We start from the raw sequence: 18,320 nt of genomic DNA, 5'->3' as shown, positions 1-18,320 counted from the left end.
GAACAGTGTGGGCCCAGTAATGTTGAATGTCGAAGGATGTGAGCTGGATGCGGAGGAGCGCGAGATACTGGCGCATCCGCTGGTTGGCGGGCTTATTCTGTTCACGCGTAATTACCATGACCCGGAACAGCTGCGCGAATTAGTGCGCCAGATTCGGGCGGCATCGCGTAACCATCTGGTGGTGGCCGTCGATCAGGAAGGCGGGCGCGTACAGCGTTTCCGTGAAGGGTTTACCCGCCTGCCTGCGGCGCAATCTTTTTTTGCGCTACATGGGCTGGAAGAGGGGGGACGACTGGCGCAGGAGGCAGGGTGGCTGATGGCCAGCGAAATGATCGCGATGGATATTGATATCAGTTTTGCGCCAGTGCTGGACGTCGGGCATATCAGCGCGGCAATTGGCGAGCGCTCCTATCATGCCGATCCCGCAAAAGCGTTGGCAATGGCAACGCGCTTTATTGACGGCATGCATGACGCCGGGATGAAAACGACCGGTAAGCATTTCCCCGGCCACGGCGCGGTCACGGCGGACTCCCACAAAGAGACGCCGTGCGATCCACGTCCTGAAACGGACATTCGTGGTAAAGATATGTCGGTGTTCCGCACGCTGATTAGCGAGAATAAACTGGATGCGATTATGCCTGCCCACGTGATCTACCGCGCTATCGATCCGCGTCCGGCAAGCGGTTCGCCGTACTGGCTGAAAACGGTGCTGCGTCAGGAGTTAGGCTTTGACGGCGTCATTTTCTCCGACGATCTGTCGATGGAGGGCGCGGCGATTATGGGCAGCTATGCTGAGCGCGCTCAGGCGTCGCTGGATGCGGGTTGCGATATGATTCTGGTCTGCAATAATCGTAAAGGCGCAGTCAGCGTGTTGGATAATCTGTCGCCGATCAAAGCAGAACGTGTTACACGTTTGTATCATAAAGGTTCATTTTCACGCCGGGAGCTCATGGACTCAGCACGCTGGAAAACAGCCAGCGCCCAGCTCAACCAGTTACATGAACGCTGGCAGGAAGAAAAAGCAGGTCATTAACTCGAGTTTTCGTGAGGGTGCCAGATGATTATTTATTTACACGGTTTTGATTCAAATAGTCCGGGCAACCATGAAAAAGTGTTGCAATTACAGTTTATCGACCCGGATGTTCGGCTGGTAAGCTACAGTACGCGGCATCCTAAGCACGATATGCAGCATCTGCTGAAAGAAGTGGACAAAATGTTGCAGTTGAATGTGGACGAGCGCCCTTTAATCTGTGGCGTGGGGCTGGGCGGTTACTGGGCGGAGCGGATTGGCTTTTTGTGCGATATCCGTCAGGTGGTTTTTAACCCGAACCTGTTCCCCTATGAAAACATGGAGGGGAAAATCGATCGCCCGGAAGAATATGCGGACATCGCTACAAAGTGCGTGACCAACTTTCGCGAAAAAAATCGCGATCGTTGTCTGGTGATCCTCTCGCGTCATGACGAAGCGCTGGACAGCCAACGCTCAGCGCAAGCGCTTCACCCGTATTATGAAATTGTGTGGGATGAGGAACAGACTCACAAATTCAAAAATATTTCGCCGCACTTGCAACGTATCAAAGCGTTTAAAACGCTGGGGTAACGCCCCCGGCAATATGGCGTTATCAGTGACCGGATAACCAGCCTTGCGGCTGGTTTTTTTATGCTCAATTCTCGCAAACTGTCTATCTTTTCAGCATGAAAACTTGATGCACATCAATTTTGGTATGACCAATGCACCGTTCATGCTATTCTCATATCAGAAGCTTATTCTCATTAACGTAACTTGTTGTTAATTAAAGGCTATACTAATAACTTTTAATTAACAATTGGTTAATAAATTTAAGGGGGTCACGTTGACTACACCATTAAAAAAGATCGTGATTGTCGGCGGCGGCGCTGGCGGGCTGGAAATGGCAACGCAGTTAGGCCATAAACTGGGGCGCAAGAAAAAAGCGAAAATCACGCTGGTAGACAGAAATCACAGCCATCTGTGGAAACCATTGCTGCACGAAGTGGCGACTGGCTCTCTGGACGAAGGCGTGGATGCGCTGAGCTATCTGGCCCATGCGCGCAATCATGGTTTCCAGTTCCAGCTGGGGTCGGTGATGGATATCGATCGCGAAGCGAAAACCATCACTATTGCCGAGTTGCGTGATGAAAAGGGCGAACTGCTGGTGCCGGAGCGCAAAATCGCGTATGACACGCTGGTGATGGCGCTGGGCAGCACCTCTAATGATTTCAACACGCCGGGCGTGAAAGAGCACTGTATCTTCCTCGATAATCCGCATCAGGCGCGCCGTTTTCACCAGGAGATGCTGAACCTGTTCCTCAAGTATTCGGCTAACCTGGGCGCGAACGGTAAGGTCAATATCGCCATCGTTGGCGGCGGTGCGACGGGGGTTGAGCTGTCGGCTGAACTGCATAATGCGGTAAAACAGCTGCATAGCTATGGTTATAAGGGGCTGACCAACGACGCGCTGAACGTGACGTTGGTTGAGGCTGGCGAGCGTATTCTGCCTGCGTTGCCGCCGCGTATCTCCAGCGCCGCGCATAATGAATTGACCAAACTGGGCGTTCGCGTGCTGACGCAAACTATGGTCACCAGCGCCGACGAAGGCGGTCTGCATACGAAAGAAGGTGAATATATTCAGGCCGATCTGATGGTGTGGGCGGCGGGTATCAAAGCGCCAGATTTTATGAAAGAGATTGGTGGTCTGGAAACGAACCGCATTAACCAACTGGTGGTGGAACCGACGCTGCAAACCACGCGCGATCCTGATATTTATGCGATTGGCGACTGCGCTTCCTGCGCACGTCCGGAGGGAGGTTTTGTGCCGCCTCGCGCTCAGGCGGCGCATCAGATGGCTACCTGCGCGATGAATAACATTCTGGCGCAGATGAATGGCAAACCGCTGAAAGCTTACCAGTATAAAGATCATGGATCGCTGGTCTCTCTGTCCAACTTCTCTACCGTGGGTAGTCTGATGGGGAACCTGACCCGCGGTTCAATGATGATTGAAGGACGTATCGCCCGCTTCGTGTATATCTCGCTATACCGTATGCACCAGATAGCGCTGCATGGATACTTTAAAACCGGCCTGATGATGCTGGTGGGCAGTATTAACCGCGTCATTCGTCCGCGCCTGAAACTGCATTAATTTCTCTGCGCCTCACCGGCTGCTCGCGCCGGTGAGCGCTTCTCCATCTCTTGCTTCGGAGTTGTCCGAATCCTTCAGCTTTACCGCCTCATCCCGCATTTTTCATCCTCATTCCGATTGGCTTTGTTCGCATACTGGTTGCAAAATTGTTACCAATAGCAACGAAGGAGGAACTCCCGTGAATAAATCAATGTTGGCGGGTATAGGGATTGGCGTAGCGGCTGCGCTGGGTGTGGCGGCAGTGGCCAGTCTCAACGTATTTGATCGTGGTCCGCAGTATGCGCAGGTGATATCGGCTAAACCGATTAAAGAGACGGTAAAAACGCCGCGTCAGGAGTGCCGTAATGTCACGGTCACGCATCGCAGACCGGTTCAGGACGAAAACCGTATTGCCGGCTCGGTGCTTGGCGCAGTAGCAGGCGGCGTGATTGGACATCAATTTGGCGGCGGTCGTGGTAAAGATGTGGCGACGGTCGTCGGGGCGCTGGGCGGCGGTTATGCTGGCAATCAAATCCAGGGGTCAATGCAGGAAAGTGATACTTACACTACCACGCAGCAACGCTGTAAGACGGTGTATGACAAATCTGAAAAGATGCTTGGCTACGACGTGACCTACAAAATTGGCGATCAGCAGGGCAAAATCCGCATGGATAAAGACCCCGGAACGCAAATTCCCCTCGACGGCAATGGCCAACTGGTTCTGAATAACAAAGCATAAAAAAGCTGTACTCTGCAAGTTAGCCCCTCATTCGCTCAGGCTGAGGGGCTTTTTTTTATCCGAAGCCGCGTCGTTCAGGACTTGAGCAGTTCAGGCCAGATGCGCAGAGTCGTACGCGTAATTTGCATCAGTTGTTCGAAGGTGGCACCTTCACGGGCGCTGATCGACATTCCCTGTAAAATACAGTTTATATATTCTGCGAGCGCCTGCGGGTTACAGTGCGCCGGAATTTCACCGCGCTCCTGACGTTGGCGCAGAAACTGGATGAGCGTCTGTTCCTGCATGGCGTGGCGTGATTTTACCGTGCGGGCGATATCGCGCGAGGAGGCGGCCAGGGTGGCGGACGTATTAATCATAAAGCAGCCAGCCGGCGTGTCCGTACTGGTAAAGCAGGCGGCAATTTCTGTGAAGTAATCTTCCAGCGCCGATTCCACGCTTTTCTCTTCACAAAAGAGCTGGGCTTCGTGCTTTGAGGCAAAGCGAGTGATGTAGCGATCCAGGACAGCGCGAAATAATCCTTCTTTGTTAGTGAATTCCGCATAGAGAGTAGGCGCTTTCGCCCCGGTAGCCTCTACGAGATCGGCAAGCGAAGTTGCTTCATAGCCGTGCTGCCAGAAGAGAGTCATGGCCTTATCAAGCGCAGCTTCCCTGTCGAACACTTTTGGTCGGCCACGGCTTTTCTTCGCGCAACTCGTGGTATCCGTTGTCATGATGCCGTTGTACCTGTTTAAAGAGCGGTCTCTCTATTATAAAAACAAACCACTTCTGGCTCCAGAGTATTCATTAGAAAAATAAATCAATTCTATTCACATGAAAAATAACATCTTTATAAATTATATAACAATCATTATAAAAAGAAGTTGACGTGTGATGTAGATCACATCTATGATTAATTTATCGATCGTTAAGTTAATGCTTACGACACCCATTCATCTGCTAAAGGTCATCATTATGAAAAACGTAAAAACCCTCATCGCTGCTGCGGTACTGAGTTCGCTCTCATTCGCCAGCTTCGCCGCCGTTGAAGTTCAGGCAACGCCAGAAGGTCAACAGAAGTTTGGCACCATTTCCGCGAATGGCGGCACGAATCTGGGCTCGCTGGAAGATCAGCTGGCGCAAAAAGCGCAGGAGATGGGGGCGAAGTCTTTCCGTATTACCTCTGTTACCGGCCCGAATACCCTCCACGGTACGGCGGTAATCTATAAGTAAGCATTAACCCTCATTAATGCCGCTGCGATTGCCACAATAAAAAGAGAAAGCCTCGCGATGCATCGCGAGGCTTTTTTGTCAGTCAGCTATTCACGCTTACAGCGACTGCGGTTTCGCCTCTGATTGACGGGTTACATCCACCGGCATTCCGGAGCGCACTTCCATAACATGTTCCATCACCGCGGCGTCGGTCTGCGGCGCGTCCTTAAAGGCCTGCATCGGGCCATTCAGCACAATCGGCAGCACCTGCGGATCGTCGCCTATATTTTTAGACAGCGGCTGATGAACTTCCACCAGTCGCACGCCGCCTGGCTCCACCGAGGCTTTAATCGGCGTATTGATAATATTCACTTTGGTTCCCGGCGTGACCTGACGGAACAATGTCTCTATATCACCGTCGCGCAGACGGATACAGCCGGAACTGACGCGCATACCAATGCCAAAATCGGCATTCGTGCCATGTAACAGATAGACGCCGCCGTAGGCCGCTAAACGAATCGCGTGATGCCCCATTGGGTTATCGGGACCGGCAGGCACCACGGCGGGGAGATCGATGCCTTGCGCTTTATAACGGGCGCGAATATTGGCGGTCGGCGTCCAGGTTGGATTGGCGCGTTTATCCGAAATGGTCGTCACCATCGTTGGCGTCAGGGTATCGCCGCCCAGTTGGCCAATCCCGATAGGGTAGACCGTGACCGTATTTTTCCCCGGTTGATAATAGTAAAGCCGTAATTCCGCGAGGTTAATGACGATACCTTCACGTGGCGCGTCCGGTAGCAGCGTTTGCAGCGGAATCGTCAGCACGCTGCCTGCGCGTGGCACGTAAGGATCAATGCCAGGGTTGGCCTGTAACAGGGCTAAAAAGCCCACGTTATATTTTTTGGCGATCGCCTCCAGCGAGCCGCCGTCGTCTTCAACGACATGGAATTTATTTTCTCCCACCAGTCGACTGCCGGGGGGCGGAAGAGGCCACGTATTCGCCTGCGCGGGAAGGGCAAGCATGATGGTCGCGGTAAGCGCAAACAACGCCCACCAGCGAGAGAGTCGCGTATTGTTGAACATTATAATAAACCCATGATTATTATGTGGTTATTTTTATAAAAGAGGAAATAAGAATTATGGCGGCTGGCTGTGTCTGGAACTGCAGGGAAGTGCAAAGAATTTGTAAAGATTAGGCCGGACGCAGAGTAATGACGCCCGGCCTGACGCTTATGCAATAGCGTTTTCTTCCAGTTGCTGCATGAACTGGCGTACCCAGTCTATACGCGTTTTACGTTCGCTTAAATCCTGAATAAACTTGAGGCGCGTCGGGCCATCCAGACGGAAATGCTGCGGCTGTTTTTGCAGCAACCCGATAAGCCAGGCGGGGTCAACGTGGTTTTTCTCGGCGAACTCAATCGTTCCGCCTTTCTCGTTACCCTCCAGTTTTCGGATGCCGAGCTTTTGCGCCTGTTGGCGCAGGCGGGCGATATCCAGCAGATTACGCGCCGGATCGGGCAGCAGGCCGAAGCGATCGATCAATTCCACTTTGATCTCTTCCAGCTCGTTTTCGTTCTTCGCGCTGGCAATGCGTTTATAGAATGACAGCCGGGTATTAACATCCGGAATAAAATCATCCGGCAGTAACGACGGCATTCGCAGCTCGACTTCCGTTTGCTGACTGGTGAGATCTTCCAGCGAGGGTTCGCGACCTGCTTTCAGCGCATCGACGGCGTTTTCCAGCAGTTCCATGTAGAGTGAGAAGCCAATGGTTTCCATTGAGCCGCTTTGCTCTTCGCCAAGCAGTTCGCCCGCGCCGCGGATCTCCAGATCGTGGGTCGCCAGCGCAAACCCGGCGCCTAAATCCTCCAGCGACGCAATCGCCTCCAGCCGTTTTTGCGCATCGGTGGTCATGGCCTTAGGATGTGGCGTCAACAGCCAGGCGTAGGCCTGGTGGTGCGAGCGCCCAACGCGGCCACGCAGCTGGTGCAACTGCGCGAGGCCGAAATGATCCGCGCGTTCAATGATGATCGTGTTCGCGGTGGGGATATCAATCCCCGTTTCGATAATGGTAGTACACACCAGCACGTTAAAACGTTGATGGTGGAAATCGTTCATGACCCGTTCCAGCTCACGTTCGCGCATCTGCCCGTGGCCTATAGCGATTCGCGCTTCCGGCACCAGTTCCGCCAGCCGCTCTGCGGCTTTCTGAATATTTTCGACGTCATTGTACAAATAGTAAACCTGACCGCCGCGCAGGATTTCACGCAGAATCGCTTCCCTTACTACCAGGCTATCATACTCGCGGACAAAGGTTTTTACCGCCAGACGACGGGCAGGGGGGGTGGCGATAATGGAGAGATCGCGCATACCGCTCATCGCCATATTCAGCGTCCGCGGGATCGGCGTCGCCGTGAGCGTCAGAATATCGACATCGGCGCGCATCGCCTTAATTCGCTCTTTGTGGCGCACGCCGAAACGGTGCTCTTCATCGACAATCAGCAGGCCGAGGTCGCGCAGCTTCACATCGCTTTGTAGCAGTTTATGCGTACCGATCAGAATATCGATCTTACCCTCGGCGGCTTCCGCCAGGATTTGTGTCTGCTCTTTGGCGCTGCGAAAGCGGGACAGCATCTCAATGCGTACCGGCCAGTTGGCGAAACGGTCGCGGAAGTTATCATAGTGTTGCTGCGCCAGCAGCGTGGTCGGCACCAGTACCGCTACTTGTTTATGGTTTTCCACTGCCAGGAACGCGGCGCGCATCGCCACTTCGGTTTTGCCGAAGCCGACGTCGCCGCACACCAGCCTGTCCATCGCCAGCGGTTGGCACATATCGCTCAATACGGCGTTAATCGCCTGTGCCTGATCGGGCGTCGTTTCAAACGGGAAGCTGTCGCAGAATAACTGATACTGCTCACGATCATGCTTAAAGGCAAAACCCTCTTTTGCCGCCCGTTGCGCATAAATATCCAACAGTTCCGCTGCGACATCGCGCACTTTTTCCGCCGCTTTCTGCCGGGCGCGCGACCAGGCGTCGCCGCCCAGTTTATGCAGCGGCGCACTTTCTTCCGCGCCGCCGGCATAGCGGCTAATCAGATGCAATGAGGAAACCGGCACATACAGTTTGGCGTCATTGGCGTAGGTGAGCATCAGATACTCACCCTTGATGCCGCCAGCCTCCAGCGTGGTCATGCCGGCATAGCGTCCGACGCCGTGCTCCAGATGCACTACCGGTTGACCGACGTGGAGCTCCGCCAGGTTACGAATCAACGTATCCGGGTTGATCGTACGACGGGAATCCAGGCGGCGACGCGCGACCCGTTCACCCAGGAGATCGCTTTCACAAATCAGCGCCAGATTGCGTTGGGTGTCGATAAAGCCATGTTCTGCGGCGCCAATCATCAGATAGCGTCCCGCATCCTGCGCCTCGTCCAGGCGTAATATCCGCTTCGGCGCGATTTTTATGCGGGCCAGGAGCTCCCCCAGTGCTTCGCGGCGTCCTTCGCTTTCTACCGAAAAAATCACCGGACCGCTGAAAGATTCGAGGAACTTACGCAGCGCGTCCAGCGGCGCTTTCTGCTGTGCCTGGATAGCCAAATCCGGTAATTTCTGGAAACCGAGATTGGTATTGGCGGCTTTTTCCAGCAGATGGTCGGTTTTAAGCTGGAGGCGAGGCCAGCGTTTAAGCTCGGAAAAGAGCTCATCTACCCGTAGCCAGAGGGCTTCCGGCGGCAAAAGCGGGCGCATAGGATCGACGCCGCGATTTTCAAAACGCGCCAGCGTATCGGCCTGAAAGCGTTCGGCGCTGGTTTCCAGCGAGCCGGTATTCACCACCAGAGTATTGGCGGGGAAGTAGCTAAATAATGGCGGTAACGGTTCGCTGAAAAAGAGCGGCTGCCAGTATTCGATCCCGGCGGGCAGGGTGCCTTTGCTAACCTGCTGATAGATGTGCTCGGCGTCGCGTTTTACCTCAAAGGTATCGCGCCACTGGCTACGGAAAAGCTCAATAGCGGCTTTGTCGGTAGGAAATTCGTGCGCGGGCAACAAATTGATGGCCTCGACCTCCTCCAGCGTACGTTGGGTATCCGCGTCAAACAGACGCAGGCTGTCGATTTCATCATCAAAAAAGTCGAGGCGATAAGGTTGTTCGCTGCCCATCGGAAAGAGATCCAACAGCGCGCCGCGCGTCGCGTATTCGCCATGCTCCATCACCTGATCGACATGCCGATAACCGGCGCTGTCAAGCTGCGCGCGCAGAGCGTCGCGGGACAGCCGCTGGCCTTTTTTCATCACCAGCGCATGACCATGCAGATAGCTATGCGGACAAACGCGCTGCATCAGGGTGTTTACCGGTACAATCAAGACGCCGCGCTGCATCGACGGCAACTGGTAGAGCGTGGACAGGCGCGAAGAGATAATTTCCTGATGCGGGGAGAAGCTGTCATACGGTAGCGTTTCCCAGTCCGCCAGGTTCATCACCATCTGATCGGTAAACTGGCGGATTTCATCATGCAATCGCAGAGCATTTTGCATGTCAGGCGCTATGAGTACCACCGGACCGGCATGGCGTTCAGCTATCTCCGCCACCAGCGTAGCGCAGGCGGCGCCGGTAAGTTCGCCCAACTGGCGCTGATCGCCCGCTTTTGTCGGCAGCGTGTAACGTTGTTTTTCAGGCATAACGGTTGTCAGTATCTCTTTTTGTTTTACGCCGCACTCTACGCGTCACCCTTCAGGCTGCTTCATGGTTGGCTGCACGCCAGGACAGCATGAAGGACTCAGGTATTCAGGGGCATATGACTGATAAGCAATGTTCTTTATTATCCGCGATCGTTGTTTATTAGCAAATTGAATCCGCCGGATAACACGCCGAACAGGTAAAGTATGAACATGTAAGTGACTTGATTTGTCGGCCTTTTTCAGAATAACGCTGACGAACTCTTACGGTTCAGACATTTACGCATTCCGCTTTCGCTTATATACTCGGGACTTTGCTAACAGCAACCAGACGGATTACATGTATCAACCTGTCGCTCTATTCATCGGCCTGCGTTACATGCGCGGGCGTGCAGCAGATCGCTTCGGTCGCTTCGTTTCCTGGCTTTCCACTATCGGCATTACCCTGGGGGTGATGGCGCTGGTCACGGTATTGTCGGTGATGAACGGTTTTGAGCGCGAACTGCAAAATAACATTCTTGGTTTGATGCCTCAGGCCATCCTCTCTGCTGAACATGGTTCTCTTAACCCGAATCAGATGCCGGAAAAAGCGGTGAATCTGCAAGGCGTTAACCGTATTGCGCCGCTGACGACGGGCGATGTCGTACTGCAAAGCGCGCGTAGCGTTGCGGTTGGCGTGATGTTGGGTATCGATCCGGCGCAAAAAGATCCGTTAACGCCGTATCTGGTCAATGTGAAGCAAAGCGAATTACAGCCGGGTAAGTATAATGTCATCCTCGGCGAGCAGCTCGCCGGACAGTTAGGGGTCAACCGCGGCGATCAGATTCGGCTAATGGTGCCATCTGCCAGCCAGTTTACGCCAATGGGACGTCTGCCCAGCCAGCGTCTGTTTACGGTGATTGGCACATTTGCCGCCAATAGCGAGGTCGATGGCTATGAAATGCTGGTCAATATTCAGGACGCGTCGCGTTTAATGCGCTATCCGGCAGGCAATATTACCGGCTGGCGTCTGTGGCTGGATGAACCTCTGCAAGTCGATACCCTCAGCCAACAGACGCTGCCGCAAGGCACTAAGTGGCAGGACTGGCGCGAACGTAAAGGCGAGTTGTTCCAGGCTGTGCGCATGGAAAAGAACATGATGGGATTGTTGCTGAGCCTCATCGTGGCGGTCGCGGCTTTTAACATTATTACTTCGTTGGGTCTGATGGTCATGGAGAAGCAGGGCGAAGTGGCGATTTTACAAACTCAAGGGCTGACGCCGCGACAAATTATGATGGTCTTTATGGTGCAGGGCGCCAGCGCCGGGATTATCGGCGCGCTGTTGGGCGCCGCGCTGGGCGCATTGCTTGCCAGCCAACTGAATAACCTGATGCCGATCATCGGCGCGTTTCTGGATGGCGCTGCGTTGCCCGTGGCGATAGAGCCGTTACAGGTGATCGTTATCGCGCTGGTGGCAATGGCCATCGCGCTGCTTTCTACGCTTTATCCTTCCTGGCGCGCTGCCGCCACTCAACCCGCTGAGGCTTTACGTTATGAATAAGATCCTGTTGCAATGCGACAACCTGTGCAAACGCTATCAGGAAGGCACCGTACAAACCGACGTGTTGCACGATGTCAGCTTCAGTATCGGCGAAGGCGAAATGATGGCGATCGTCGGCAGTTCCGGTTCGGGTAAAAGTACGTTGCTGCATCTGTTAGGCGGGCTGGATACGCCTACCTCCGGCGATGTGATTTTTAGCGGCCAGCCGATGAGCAAACTCTCTTCTGCGGCAAAAGCGGAATTACGTAACCAGAAACTGGGGTTTATCTATCAGTTTCATCATCTCCTGCCGGATTTTACGGCGCTGGAAAACGTGGCGATGCCATTATTGATTGGCAAAAAGAAACCGGCGGAGATTGACGCTCGGGCGCGAGAAATGTTGCATGCTGTAGGGCTGGAGCATCGCGCAACCCATCGACCTTCGGAACTTTCCGGCGGTGAGCGCCAGCGTGTCGCGATAGCGCGCGCGTTGGTGAATAACCCGCGTCTGGTACTGGCGGATGAGCCGACCGGTAATCTGGATGCGCGTAATGCCGACAGTATTTTTGAGCTTCTGGGCGAGTTAAATCGTCTGCAGGGAACCGCGTTTCTGGTTGTGACTCACGATTTGCAACTGGCGAAACGTATGAGCCGCCAGCTTGAGATGCGCGATGGCCGCCTGACGGCGGAACTGAGCCTGATGGGGGCTGAGTAATGGCGTCGCCTTTATCATTGTTAATTGGCTTGCGTTTCAGCCGTGGACGGCGGCGCGGCGGTATGGTTTCGCTCATTTCCGTCATTTCTACCATCGGTATCGCGCTGGGCGTGGCGGTATTGATTGTCGGTTTAAGCGCGATGAACGGTTTCGAACGCGAGTTGAATAACCGTATTCTGGCGGTGGTTCCGCACGGGGAGATTGAAGCGGTCAATCAGCCGTGGACCAACTGGCGTGAAGCGCTGGCAAAAGTGCAGAAGGTGCCGGGCATTGCCGCCGCCGCGCCGTATATCAATTTTACCGGCCTGGTAGAGAGCGGGGCGAATTTGCGCGCCATTCAGGTTAAAGGCGTCGACCCTAAGCAAGAGCAGCAGCTTAGCGCGTTACCGTCATTTGTGCAAAATCACGCCTGGGATCATTTCAAAGCGGGCGAACAGCAGATCATTATCGGCAAAGGCGTCGCCGATGCGCTGAACGTGAAACAGGGCGACTGGGTGTCCATCATGATCCCCAATGCGAATGCCGACCATAAGCTGCTCCAGCCCAAACGCGTGCGTTTGCATGTCATCGGGATTCTGCAACTGAGCGGCCAGCTCGATCACAGCTTCGCCATGATCCCGCTTGAGGATGCGCAGCAGTATCTGGATATGGGGTCCAGCGTTTCCGGTATCGCGCTTAAAGTCCACGACGTGTTTAATGCGAACAAACTGGTGCGTGACGCGGGTGAAGTGACTAACAGCTATGTCTACATTAAGAGCTGGATCGGCACCTACGGCTATATGTATCGCGATATACAGATGATTCGCGCCATTATGTATCTGGCGATGATTCTGGTGATCGGCGTGGCCTGTTTTAATATCGTTTCCACCTTAGTGATGGCGGTAAAAGACAAAAGCGGCGACATTGCGGTATTAAGAACGCTGGGGGCGAAAGATGGTTTGATTCGTGCCATTTTCGTCTGGTACGGACTACTGGCGGGCTTGCTGGGCAGCTTGATTGGCGTGGCGATCGGCGTTGTCGTTTCGCTTCAGCTTACCGCCATTATTAATGGGATTGAAAAGGCGATCGGGCATCAGTTTTTGTCCGGCGATATCTATTTTATCGACTTCCTGCCATCCGAATTACATTGGCTGGACGTTGTTTACGTACTGGTCACGGCGTTGTTGTTAAGCTTACTTGCGAGCTGGTATCCGGCGCGGCGGGCGAGCAACATTGACCCTGCGCGAGTATTGAGCGGCCAGTAATCGCGGAATATAAAAACAAGGAGCGGTGATGTATTACGGGTTTGACATTGGCGGAACAAAGATTGCGTTAGGCGTATTTGACTCAACGCGGCGGCTGCAGTGGGAAAAACGGGTTCCCACGCCCCATACCAGCTATAGCGCCTTTTTAGACGCCGTGTGCGAGCTGGTCGCGGAAGCCGACCAGCGATTTGGCGTAAAAGGGTCGGTAGGGATTGGCATACCCGGTATGCCGGAAACCGAAGACGGCACGCTGTACGCCGCGAATGTCCCGGCAGCCAGCGGTAAGCCGTTGCGCGCCGATCTCAGCGCCCGACTGGATCGCGATGTGCGTCTGGACAATGACGCTAACTGTTTTGCCTTGTCCGAAGCCTGGGATGATGAATTCACGCAATACCCTTTGGTTATGGGGCTTATCCTCGGCACCGGCGTCGGCGGCGGTCTGGTGCTAAACGGGAAGCCGATTACTGGTCAGAGCTATATCACCGGCGAGTTTGGTCATATGCGTTTGCCGGTTGACGCGCTAACGTTGATGGGGTTTGATTTTCCTCTCCGCCGTTGTGGATGCGGCCAGATGGGCTGCATTGAGAATTATCTGTCCGGGCGCGGGTTTGCGTGGCTATATCAGCATTATTATGATCAATCGCTGCAGGCGCCGGAGATTATCGCGTTGTGGGAGCAGGGTGATAAGCAGGCGCACGCGCATGTTGAGCGCTATCTGGATTTACTGGCGGTTTGTCTGGGGAATATACTGACGATTGTCGATCCCGATTTATTGGTGATCGGCGGCGGACTATCGAACTTTACGGCAATAACAACGCAACTGGCGGAAAGACTGCCGCGCCATCTCCTCCCTGTTGCCCGCGCGCCGCGCATTGAGCGTGCGCGGCATGGGGATGCAGGTGGGATGCGCGGTGCTGCTTTTTTACATCTTACCGACTAATCAAAAAAAGAGGTTGTTATGCAGTCGCGTCGGTTTCATCGATTAAGCCGCTTTCGTAAAAATAAACGTCTGTTGCGTGAACGTCTGCGCCAGCGGATCTTTTTCAGAGACAGAGTGGTGCCGGAAATGATGGAAAACCCAAGAGTATTAGTCCTTACAGGTGCAGGAATTTCTGCAGAGTCTGGTATTCGTACGTTTCGCGCGGCGGATGGCCTTTGGGAAGAGCATCGGGTTGAAGATGTGGCCACGCCGGAAGGATTCGCCCGTAATCCGGGACTGGTGCAGACATTTTATAATGCCCGCCGTCAGCAGCTTCAACAGCCGGAAATACAACCCAATGCGGCGCATCTGGCGTTAGCGAAGCTTGAAGAAGCGCTTGGCGATCGCTTTTTGCTGGTGACGCAAAACATCGACAATTTGCATGAACGCGCGGGCAATCGCAACATCATTCATATGCATGGCGAGCTGTTGAAGGTGCGCTGTTCGCAAAGCGGCCAGATTCTGGAATGGAACGGCGATGTGATGCCGGAAGATAAATGTCACTGCTGTCAGTTCCCGGCGCCGCTACGTCCGCACGTGGTGTGGTTTGGCGAGATGCCGCTTGGCATGGATGAAATTTATATGGCGCTGTCGATGGCGGATATTTTTATCGCCATTGGCACATCCGGTCATGTCTATCCGGCTGCGGGGTTTGTGCATGAAGCAAAACTGCACGGCGCACATACGGTGGAACTGAATCTTGAGCCAAGCCAGGTCGGCAGCGAGTTTGAAGAGAAGCACTACGGCCCGGCAAGCCAGGTTGTGCCGGAATTTGTTGATAAATTCCTGAAAGGGCTGTAGTGCTGTTTGCCCGGTAACGCCTTATCCGGCCTACATTTCACGTTACGTTCATCTGTAGGCCCGACAGGCGCTTTAGCTGAATTAGCGTCCTGCTTTTAGCTTCTGATAATATTCTTCATAAATGGCGCTGGCGTCGCCGACATCGTTTTGCCACTCGCCTTTGCTGATGGTTTGCGCATCCGGATAGAGCGACTTATCATTGGCGACCTCCGGGCTTAACAGCTTACGCGCCGCCAGGTTGGGGGTAGGGTAGCCGATGGTTTCTGCCACCTCTTTCGCGACGTCAGGACGCAGCAGGAAGTTGATTAGCTTCAGTGCACCCTCTTTATTCTTCGCATTCGCCGGAATAGCCAGGCTATCCATCCAGAAAATACCGCCTTCCTTCGGCCAGACGACCTCCAGCGGCGTGCCAGCCTGACGAGCAACGAAGGCCGAACCGTTCCACACCATACCCAGGTTGACTTCCCCTTCCATATATGGATTCGCCGGATTATCGGAGTTGAAGGCCGCTACGTTCGGCATCAGTTTTTTCAACTCTTCATATGCCGCTTCGATCTCTTTCGGATCGGTAGTGTTACCGGAATAACCTAGCTTGCGCAGCGCCATCTGGAAAACTTCTCGCGCATCGTCGGTTAAAAGCAGGCTGTTTTTATATTCCGGTTTCCACAAGTCAGCCCAGCTGGTAATGGTTTTTGGATCGATAGCATCGCTGTTCACGCCAATCGCCGTTGCGCCCCAGATATACGGAACAGAATAATCGTTGTTGGGGTCAAACGGTTTGTTGAGCATTTCCGGATCGAGGTTGTGGAAATTGGTTAATTTCGACTTATCGATCTTCTGGATCATGCCTTCTTTGCGCATTTTGTCGACATAGTATGTAGAAGGAACAACCAGGTCATACGCGCCATCTTTATAGGTTTTGAGTTTGGCATACATGGTTTCGTTCGACTCGTAGGTCGAATAAATCACCTTAATGCCTGTCTCTTTAGTGAACTGTTCCAGCAGGCCCGGCGGTACATACTCAGTCCAGTTATAGAAATAGAGCGTGTCGTTGTCGGAGGCATGAGCGGCACTCATACCCAGCGCCAGGGCACCCGCCGCGAGCAGGTGGCGTGACCATTTTTTCATTTAACGTCCCCTGAATTACGGGCCTTATCGGCCCTTGGTTTTATCACGAGCAATAAGCTGGCTGGCAATGACCATTACCAGAGACAGCACCAATAAAACGGTCGCCAGCGCGTTCACTTCTGGTGAAACGCCGACTTTTACCATGGAATAAATCTTTAAGGGTAAAATTTCATAGCCCGGCCCGGTGACAAACGACGAGACCACTACATCGTCCATCGACAACGTAAAGCTCAGCAACCAGCCCGCCGCCACCGCCGGCATCGCCAGCGGCAGAATGATTTTGCGTAAAATCGTTACCTCACTGGCCCCCAGGTCTTTTGCGGCTTCCAGCATTCTGACATCAAAGCCTTTCAGGCGCGAATAGACCGTGACGACCACAAACGGCAGGCTAAAGGTGATGTGCGAGAACAGCAACGACCAAAAGCCCAGTTGAATGCCGAGTAACATAAACAGCACCAGCAGGGAGATCGCCATCACGATATCCGGCGACATCATCACCACAAACAGCATCCCGCTGACGAATGGCTTCCCGCGAAAGCGGTAGCGATAAAGCGCCACCGCGGTTAACGAGCCAATCAACGTGGCGAAGGTCGCTGAAAAAATCGCCATCGTCAGTGAATGTTGAGCGGCCTGCAACAGACTGTCGTTATTGACCAGGAGTTCGTACCATTTAGTGGTAAAGCCCTGCCAGTTAATGCCGAACCGCGAACTGTTGAAGGAGTTCACGATCAGAATAATGATGGGAATATACAGATACGCATAGATGGCAGTCATGAAACCGCCACGGAGCAGCCGACCGATCATTCAAGTTCCACCTTCTTATTCAGAGGATGGGGGGCTTTTAGAGTATTGAAAATGATCAATTTTTTCTCTTCTCCAAAATCTCTCCAAAACGTCTCGCGGTTATCAGCAGCCAGGAAGAAGCAAGCTGCCGCTTGAAGCCGCGAATTTTACAACAAATTGCCAGACGAGCGGGAAAAAAAGGCCATTTAAATGACTATTCTCATCCGATCCGGTCATATGCGGCATTATTGCGCCAGGCAAGAGGTTACTCTGTAGGCAAACAGGAAGTACGTGAGTAAACCCTGAACGTGACGTCTGAGAAAGCGTCGTCTGATTTTATAAAAAACAACATAAGCAGCCGCTTTGTTGTTCTGAGCGAACGTGTAGCGTGGTTAACTGTTCTTCCGCCATTTTTTGTATAGCCTGGGGGTCTATTCTAAAAATGGCGTGAAAAACCTTATCAGAGATGGCTTCGATTATCTCAGCTAACATACTTTGGCTGGTGCTGGGATCCGTTACGAGGAACGCCTGAAACGTCTTATCCGCCAGTAAAACCTCTTTTACCATTTTTTCAATAGGTATGTGGGTATGCGGTGGTGGTATTTCAAGCTGTTTTAATCCACACATCGCCATTGTTTCTAAAAATGCGTTTTGCTGAGTACTTTCGGATATATTCGCATGCTGTAAAATGCGCGTTGTCTTTTCAATCCCAGACTGAATTTTCGCTGCCAGGTAGGTTACCTTTACTTGCGTTTTCCACTCATCTAAATGTCCTTTTCTCAATTCAGAATATAAATACCCCTCTATGTTGTCTAATGAAACCGATAATGTCGGCGCGCCAGCAAGATTGAGACATAATGTCGAAGGGAGGGGGTAATCTGCGATGTCGCTATATCTTCTATTAATCATGGCCGTCATTTGTGGATGCGATTTTAAAATATCCGGGCGATCTTTCATTAAAAAATAGACCTTCCCCATGACTTCACAGCTAAAGGTATCGGTATTTTGAGTGATACGTAACAATTCGTTCTCTTCGTTTTGATCCATGATACGAAGAATCATGATGGCATCATTTTCATGAGGATTATGAACCTGAAATCTATCTCTTTGCGATGCGCAGGCTAATGCCTTCAACTCAAAAAAAATCTCTGTAAGCCGCTCTCGTGTGGGGGTGCAATCGGCAAACAACATCTCATTTAGACAACGGTCCGCTTTTGCTTTGCCAGTAGAAAAAAAGAGGTCTTTAATTTTTTCCCATAAAACTTTGCAACATGTTTCTTTCGTATTCCCTGGGGGATTGATAAGTATTTCGCTTTTTAAAAAACCATTCCCTATAGTAATCGGCATAATAATCTCACTTAAACTGGAGTAAAAATGACTACATAATTGATTAAATCGACCCTTTTTATCTCA

General features: G+C 52.8%; 16 protein-coding genes. 10 read left to right on the top strand and 6 right to left on the bottom strand.

Annotated elements, in window-relative coordinates; genetic code table 11:
• Positions 1 to 7: 7 nt before the first annotated feature.
• From nagZ to ABVM99_RS03135, 4 genes are all read left to right on the top strand, one after another.
• Entirely contained in the window at positions 8 to 1,033 is a 1,026-nt protein-coding gene (gene nagZ, locus ABVM99_RS03150) for a beta-N-acetylhexosaminidase (RefSeq protein ID WP_000529340.1), read from the top strand.
• 24 nt (positions 1,034 to 1,057) lie between these two features.
• On the top strand, positions 1,058 to 1,600 hold the full coding sequence (gene ycfP / locus ABVM99_RS03145; RefSeq protein WP_000587945.1) for an alpha/beta hydrolase YcfP: 543 nt from the start codon (positions 1,058 to 1,060) through the stop codon (positions 1,598 to 1,600).
• A 253-nt stretch (positions 1,601 to 1,853) separates the two neighbouring features.
• Positions 1,854 to 3,158 (top strand): NADH-quinone dehydrogenase, encoded by a 1,305-nt coding sequence (gene ndh, locus ABVM99_RS03140; RefSeq protein WP_000211053.1) that lies wholly within the window; start codon positions 1,854 to 1,856, stop codon positions 3,156 to 3,158.
• A 178-nt stretch (positions 3,159 to 3,336) separates the two neighbouring features.
• Positions 3,337 to 3,876 (top strand): glycine zipper 2TM domain-containing protein, encoded by a 540-nt coding sequence (locus tag ABVM99_RS03135; protein WP_001043449.1) that lies wholly within the window; start codon positions 3,337 to 3,339, stop codon positions 3,874 to 3,876.
• A 74-nt stretch (positions 3,877 to 3,950) separates the two neighbouring features.
• Here ABVM99_RS03135 and comR read toward each other — a convergent pair whose 3' ends face one another.
• Positions 3,951 to 4,586, bottom strand: a complete 636-nt coding sequence (gene comR / locus ABVM99_RS03130; protein WP_000205986.1) for a TetR family copper-responsive transcriptional repressor ComR — start codon at positions 4,584 to 4,586, stop codon at positions 3,951 to 3,953.
• Between the two features lie 241 nt (positions 4,587 to 4,827).
• Between comR and bhsA the strand changes: the two genes are divergently transcribed.
• Entirely contained in the window at positions 4,828 to 5,085 is a 258-nt protein-coding gene (gene bhsA / locus ABVM99_RS03125) for a multiple stress resistance protein BhsA (RefSeq protein ID WP_000800159.1), read from the top strand.
• A gap of 96 nt (positions 5,086 to 5,181) precedes the next feature.
• Here bhsA and ABVM99_RS03120 read toward each other — a convergent pair whose 3' ends face one another.
• Positions 5,182 to 6,147, bottom strand: a complete 966-nt coding sequence (locus tag ABVM99_RS03120) for a L,D-transpeptidase family protein (protein ID WP_023233933.1) — start codon at positions 6,145 to 6,147, stop codon at positions 5,182 to 5,184.
• A 147-nt stretch (positions 6,148 to 6,294) separates the two neighbouring features.
• Positions 6,295 to 9,741: a transcription-repair coupling factor gene (gene mfd / locus ABVM99_RS03115; protein ID WP_023260211.1), complete on the bottom strand. Its 3,447-nt coding sequence runs from the start codon at positions 9,739 to 9,741 to the stop codon at positions 6,295 to 6,297.
• 337 nt (positions 9,742 to 10,078) lie between these two features.
• On the opposite strand from mfd, the gene lolC reads away from it, so the two are divergent.
• The 5 genes from lolC to cobB are packed head-to-tail and all read left to right on the top strand — an operon-like array spanning position 10,079 to position 14,996.
• Positions 10,079 to 11,278 carry a lipoprotein-releasing ABC transporter permease subunit LolC gene (gene lolC / locus ABVM99_RS03110; protein ID WP_001518787.1) on the top strand — a complete coding sequence of 400 codons (1,200 nt, stop codon included), beginning with the start codon at positions 10,079 to 10,081 and terminating at the stop codon, positions 11,276 to 11,278.
• On the top strand, positions 11,271 to 11,972 hold the full coding sequence (gene lolD, locus ABVM99_RS03105; protein ID WP_001033714.1) for a lipoprotein-releasing ABC transporter ATP-binding protein LolD: 702 nt from the start codon (positions 11,271 to 11,273) through the stop codon (positions 11,970 to 11,972). The genes lolC and lolD overlap by 8 nt, the downstream gene beginning before the upstream one ends.
• Positions 11,972 to 13,216: a lipoprotein-releasing ABC transporter permease subunit LolE gene (gene lolE, locus ABVM99_RS03100; RefSeq protein ID WP_000168091.1), complete on the top strand. Its 1,245-nt coding sequence runs from the start codon at positions 11,972 to 11,974 to the stop codon at positions 13,214 to 13,216. Before lolD ends, lolE begins: the two co-directional genes overlap by 1 nt.
• A gap of 28 nt (positions 13,217 to 13,244) precedes the next feature.
• Positions 13,245 to 14,156: an N-acetylglucosamine kinase gene (nagK, locus tag ABVM99_RS03095; RefSeq protein ID WP_052938205.1), complete on the top strand. Its 912-nt coding sequence runs from the start codon at positions 13,245 to 13,247 to the stop codon at positions 14,154 to 14,156.
• Positions 14,157 to 14,174: 18 nt separating this feature from the next.
• Positions 14,175 to 14,996 (top strand): Sir2 family NAD+-dependent deacetylase, encoded by an 822-nt coding sequence (cobB, locus tag ABVM99_RS03090; protein ID WP_001191856.1) that lies wholly within the window; start codon positions 14,175 to 14,177, stop codon positions 14,994 to 14,996.
• An 81-nt stretch (positions 14,997 to 15,077) separates the two neighbouring features.
• Here the strand turns inward: cobB and potD are convergent, their stop codons facing one another.
• The 3 genes from potD to sifA form a co-directional block, all read right to left on the bottom strand.
• Complete coding sequence (gene potD, locus ABVM99_RS03085) at positions 15,078 to 16,124, bottom strand: spermidine/putrescine ABC transporter substrate-binding protein PotD (protein ID WP_000759329.1); 1,047 nt, start codon at positions 16,122 to 16,124, stop codon at positions 15,078 to 15,080.
• A gap of 24 nt (positions 16,125 to 16,148) precedes the next feature.
• A complete protein-coding gene (potC, locus tag ABVM99_RS03080) occupies positions 16,149 to 16,928 on the bottom strand; it encodes a spermidine/putrescine ABC transporter permease PotC (protein WP_000580299.1) in 780 nt (259 codons plus the stop codon).
• A 315-nt stretch (positions 16,929 to 17,243) separates the two neighbouring features.
• Positions 17,244 to 18,254, bottom strand: a complete 1,011-nt coding sequence (gene sifA / locus ABVM99_RS03075) for an SPI-2 type III secretion system effector SifA (protein WP_023195337.1) — start codon at positions 18,252 to 18,254, stop codon at positions 17,244 to 17,246.
• Between the last annotated feature and the right edge of the window lie 66 nt (positions 18,255 to 18,320).

It is taken from the genome of Salmonella sp. SJTUF15591, assembly GCF_043356435.1.
Lineage (GTDB): Bacteria > Pseudomonadota > Gammaproteobacteria > Enterobacterales > Enterobacteriaceae > Salmonella > Salmonella enterica.
This window is presented reverse-complemented; position numbering and strand designations above follow the sequence as displayed.

Coding starts and splice junctions, on each gene's coding strand:
- ycfP (WP_000587945.1), top strand. CDS start 1,058: ATGATTATTTATTTACACGGTTTTGATTCAAATAGTCCGGGCAACCAT.
- comR (WP_000205986.1), bottom strand. CDS start 4,586: ATGACAACGGATACCACGAGTTGCGCGAAGAAAAGCCGTGGCCGACCA.
- bhsA (WP_000800159.1), top strand. CDS start 4,828: ATGAAAAACGTAAAAACCCTCATCGCTGCTGCGGTACTGAGTTCGCTC.
- ABVM99_RS03120 (WP_023233933.1), bottom strand. CDS start 6,147: ATGTTCAACAATACGCGACTCTCTCGCTGGTGGGCGTTGTTTGCGCTT.
- mfd (WP_023260211.1), bottom strand. CDS start 9,741: ATGCCTGAAAAACAACGTTACACGCTGCCGACAAAAGCGGGCGATCAG.
- lolC (WP_001518787.1), top strand. CDS start 10,079: ATGTATCAACCTGTCGCTCTATTCATCGGCCTGCGTTACATGCGCGGG.
- lolD (WP_001033714.1), top strand. CDS start 11,271: ATGAATAAGATCCTGTTGCAATGCGACAACCTGTGCAAACGCTATCAG.
- lolE (WP_000168091.1), top strand. CDS start 11,972: ATGGCGTCGCCTTTATCATTGTTAATTGGCTTGCGTTTCAGCCGTGGA.
- nagK (WP_052938205.1), top strand. CDS start 13,245: ATGTATTACGGGTTTGACATTGGCGGAACAAAGATTGCGTTAGGCGTA.
- cobB (WP_001191856.1), top strand. CDS start 14,175: ATGCAGTCGCGTCGGTTTCATCGATTAAGCCGCTTTCGTAAAAATAAA.
- potD (WP_000759329.1), bottom strand. CDS start 16,124: ATGAAAAAATGGTCACGCCACCTGCTCGCGGCGGGTGCCCTGGCGCTG.
- potC (WP_000580299.1), bottom strand. CDS start 16,928: ATGATCGGTCGGCTGCTCCGTGGCGGTTTCATGACTGCCATCTATGCG.
- sifA (WP_023195337.1), bottom strand. CDS start 18,254: ATGCCGATTACTATAGGGAATGGTTTTTTAAAAAGCGAAATACTTATC.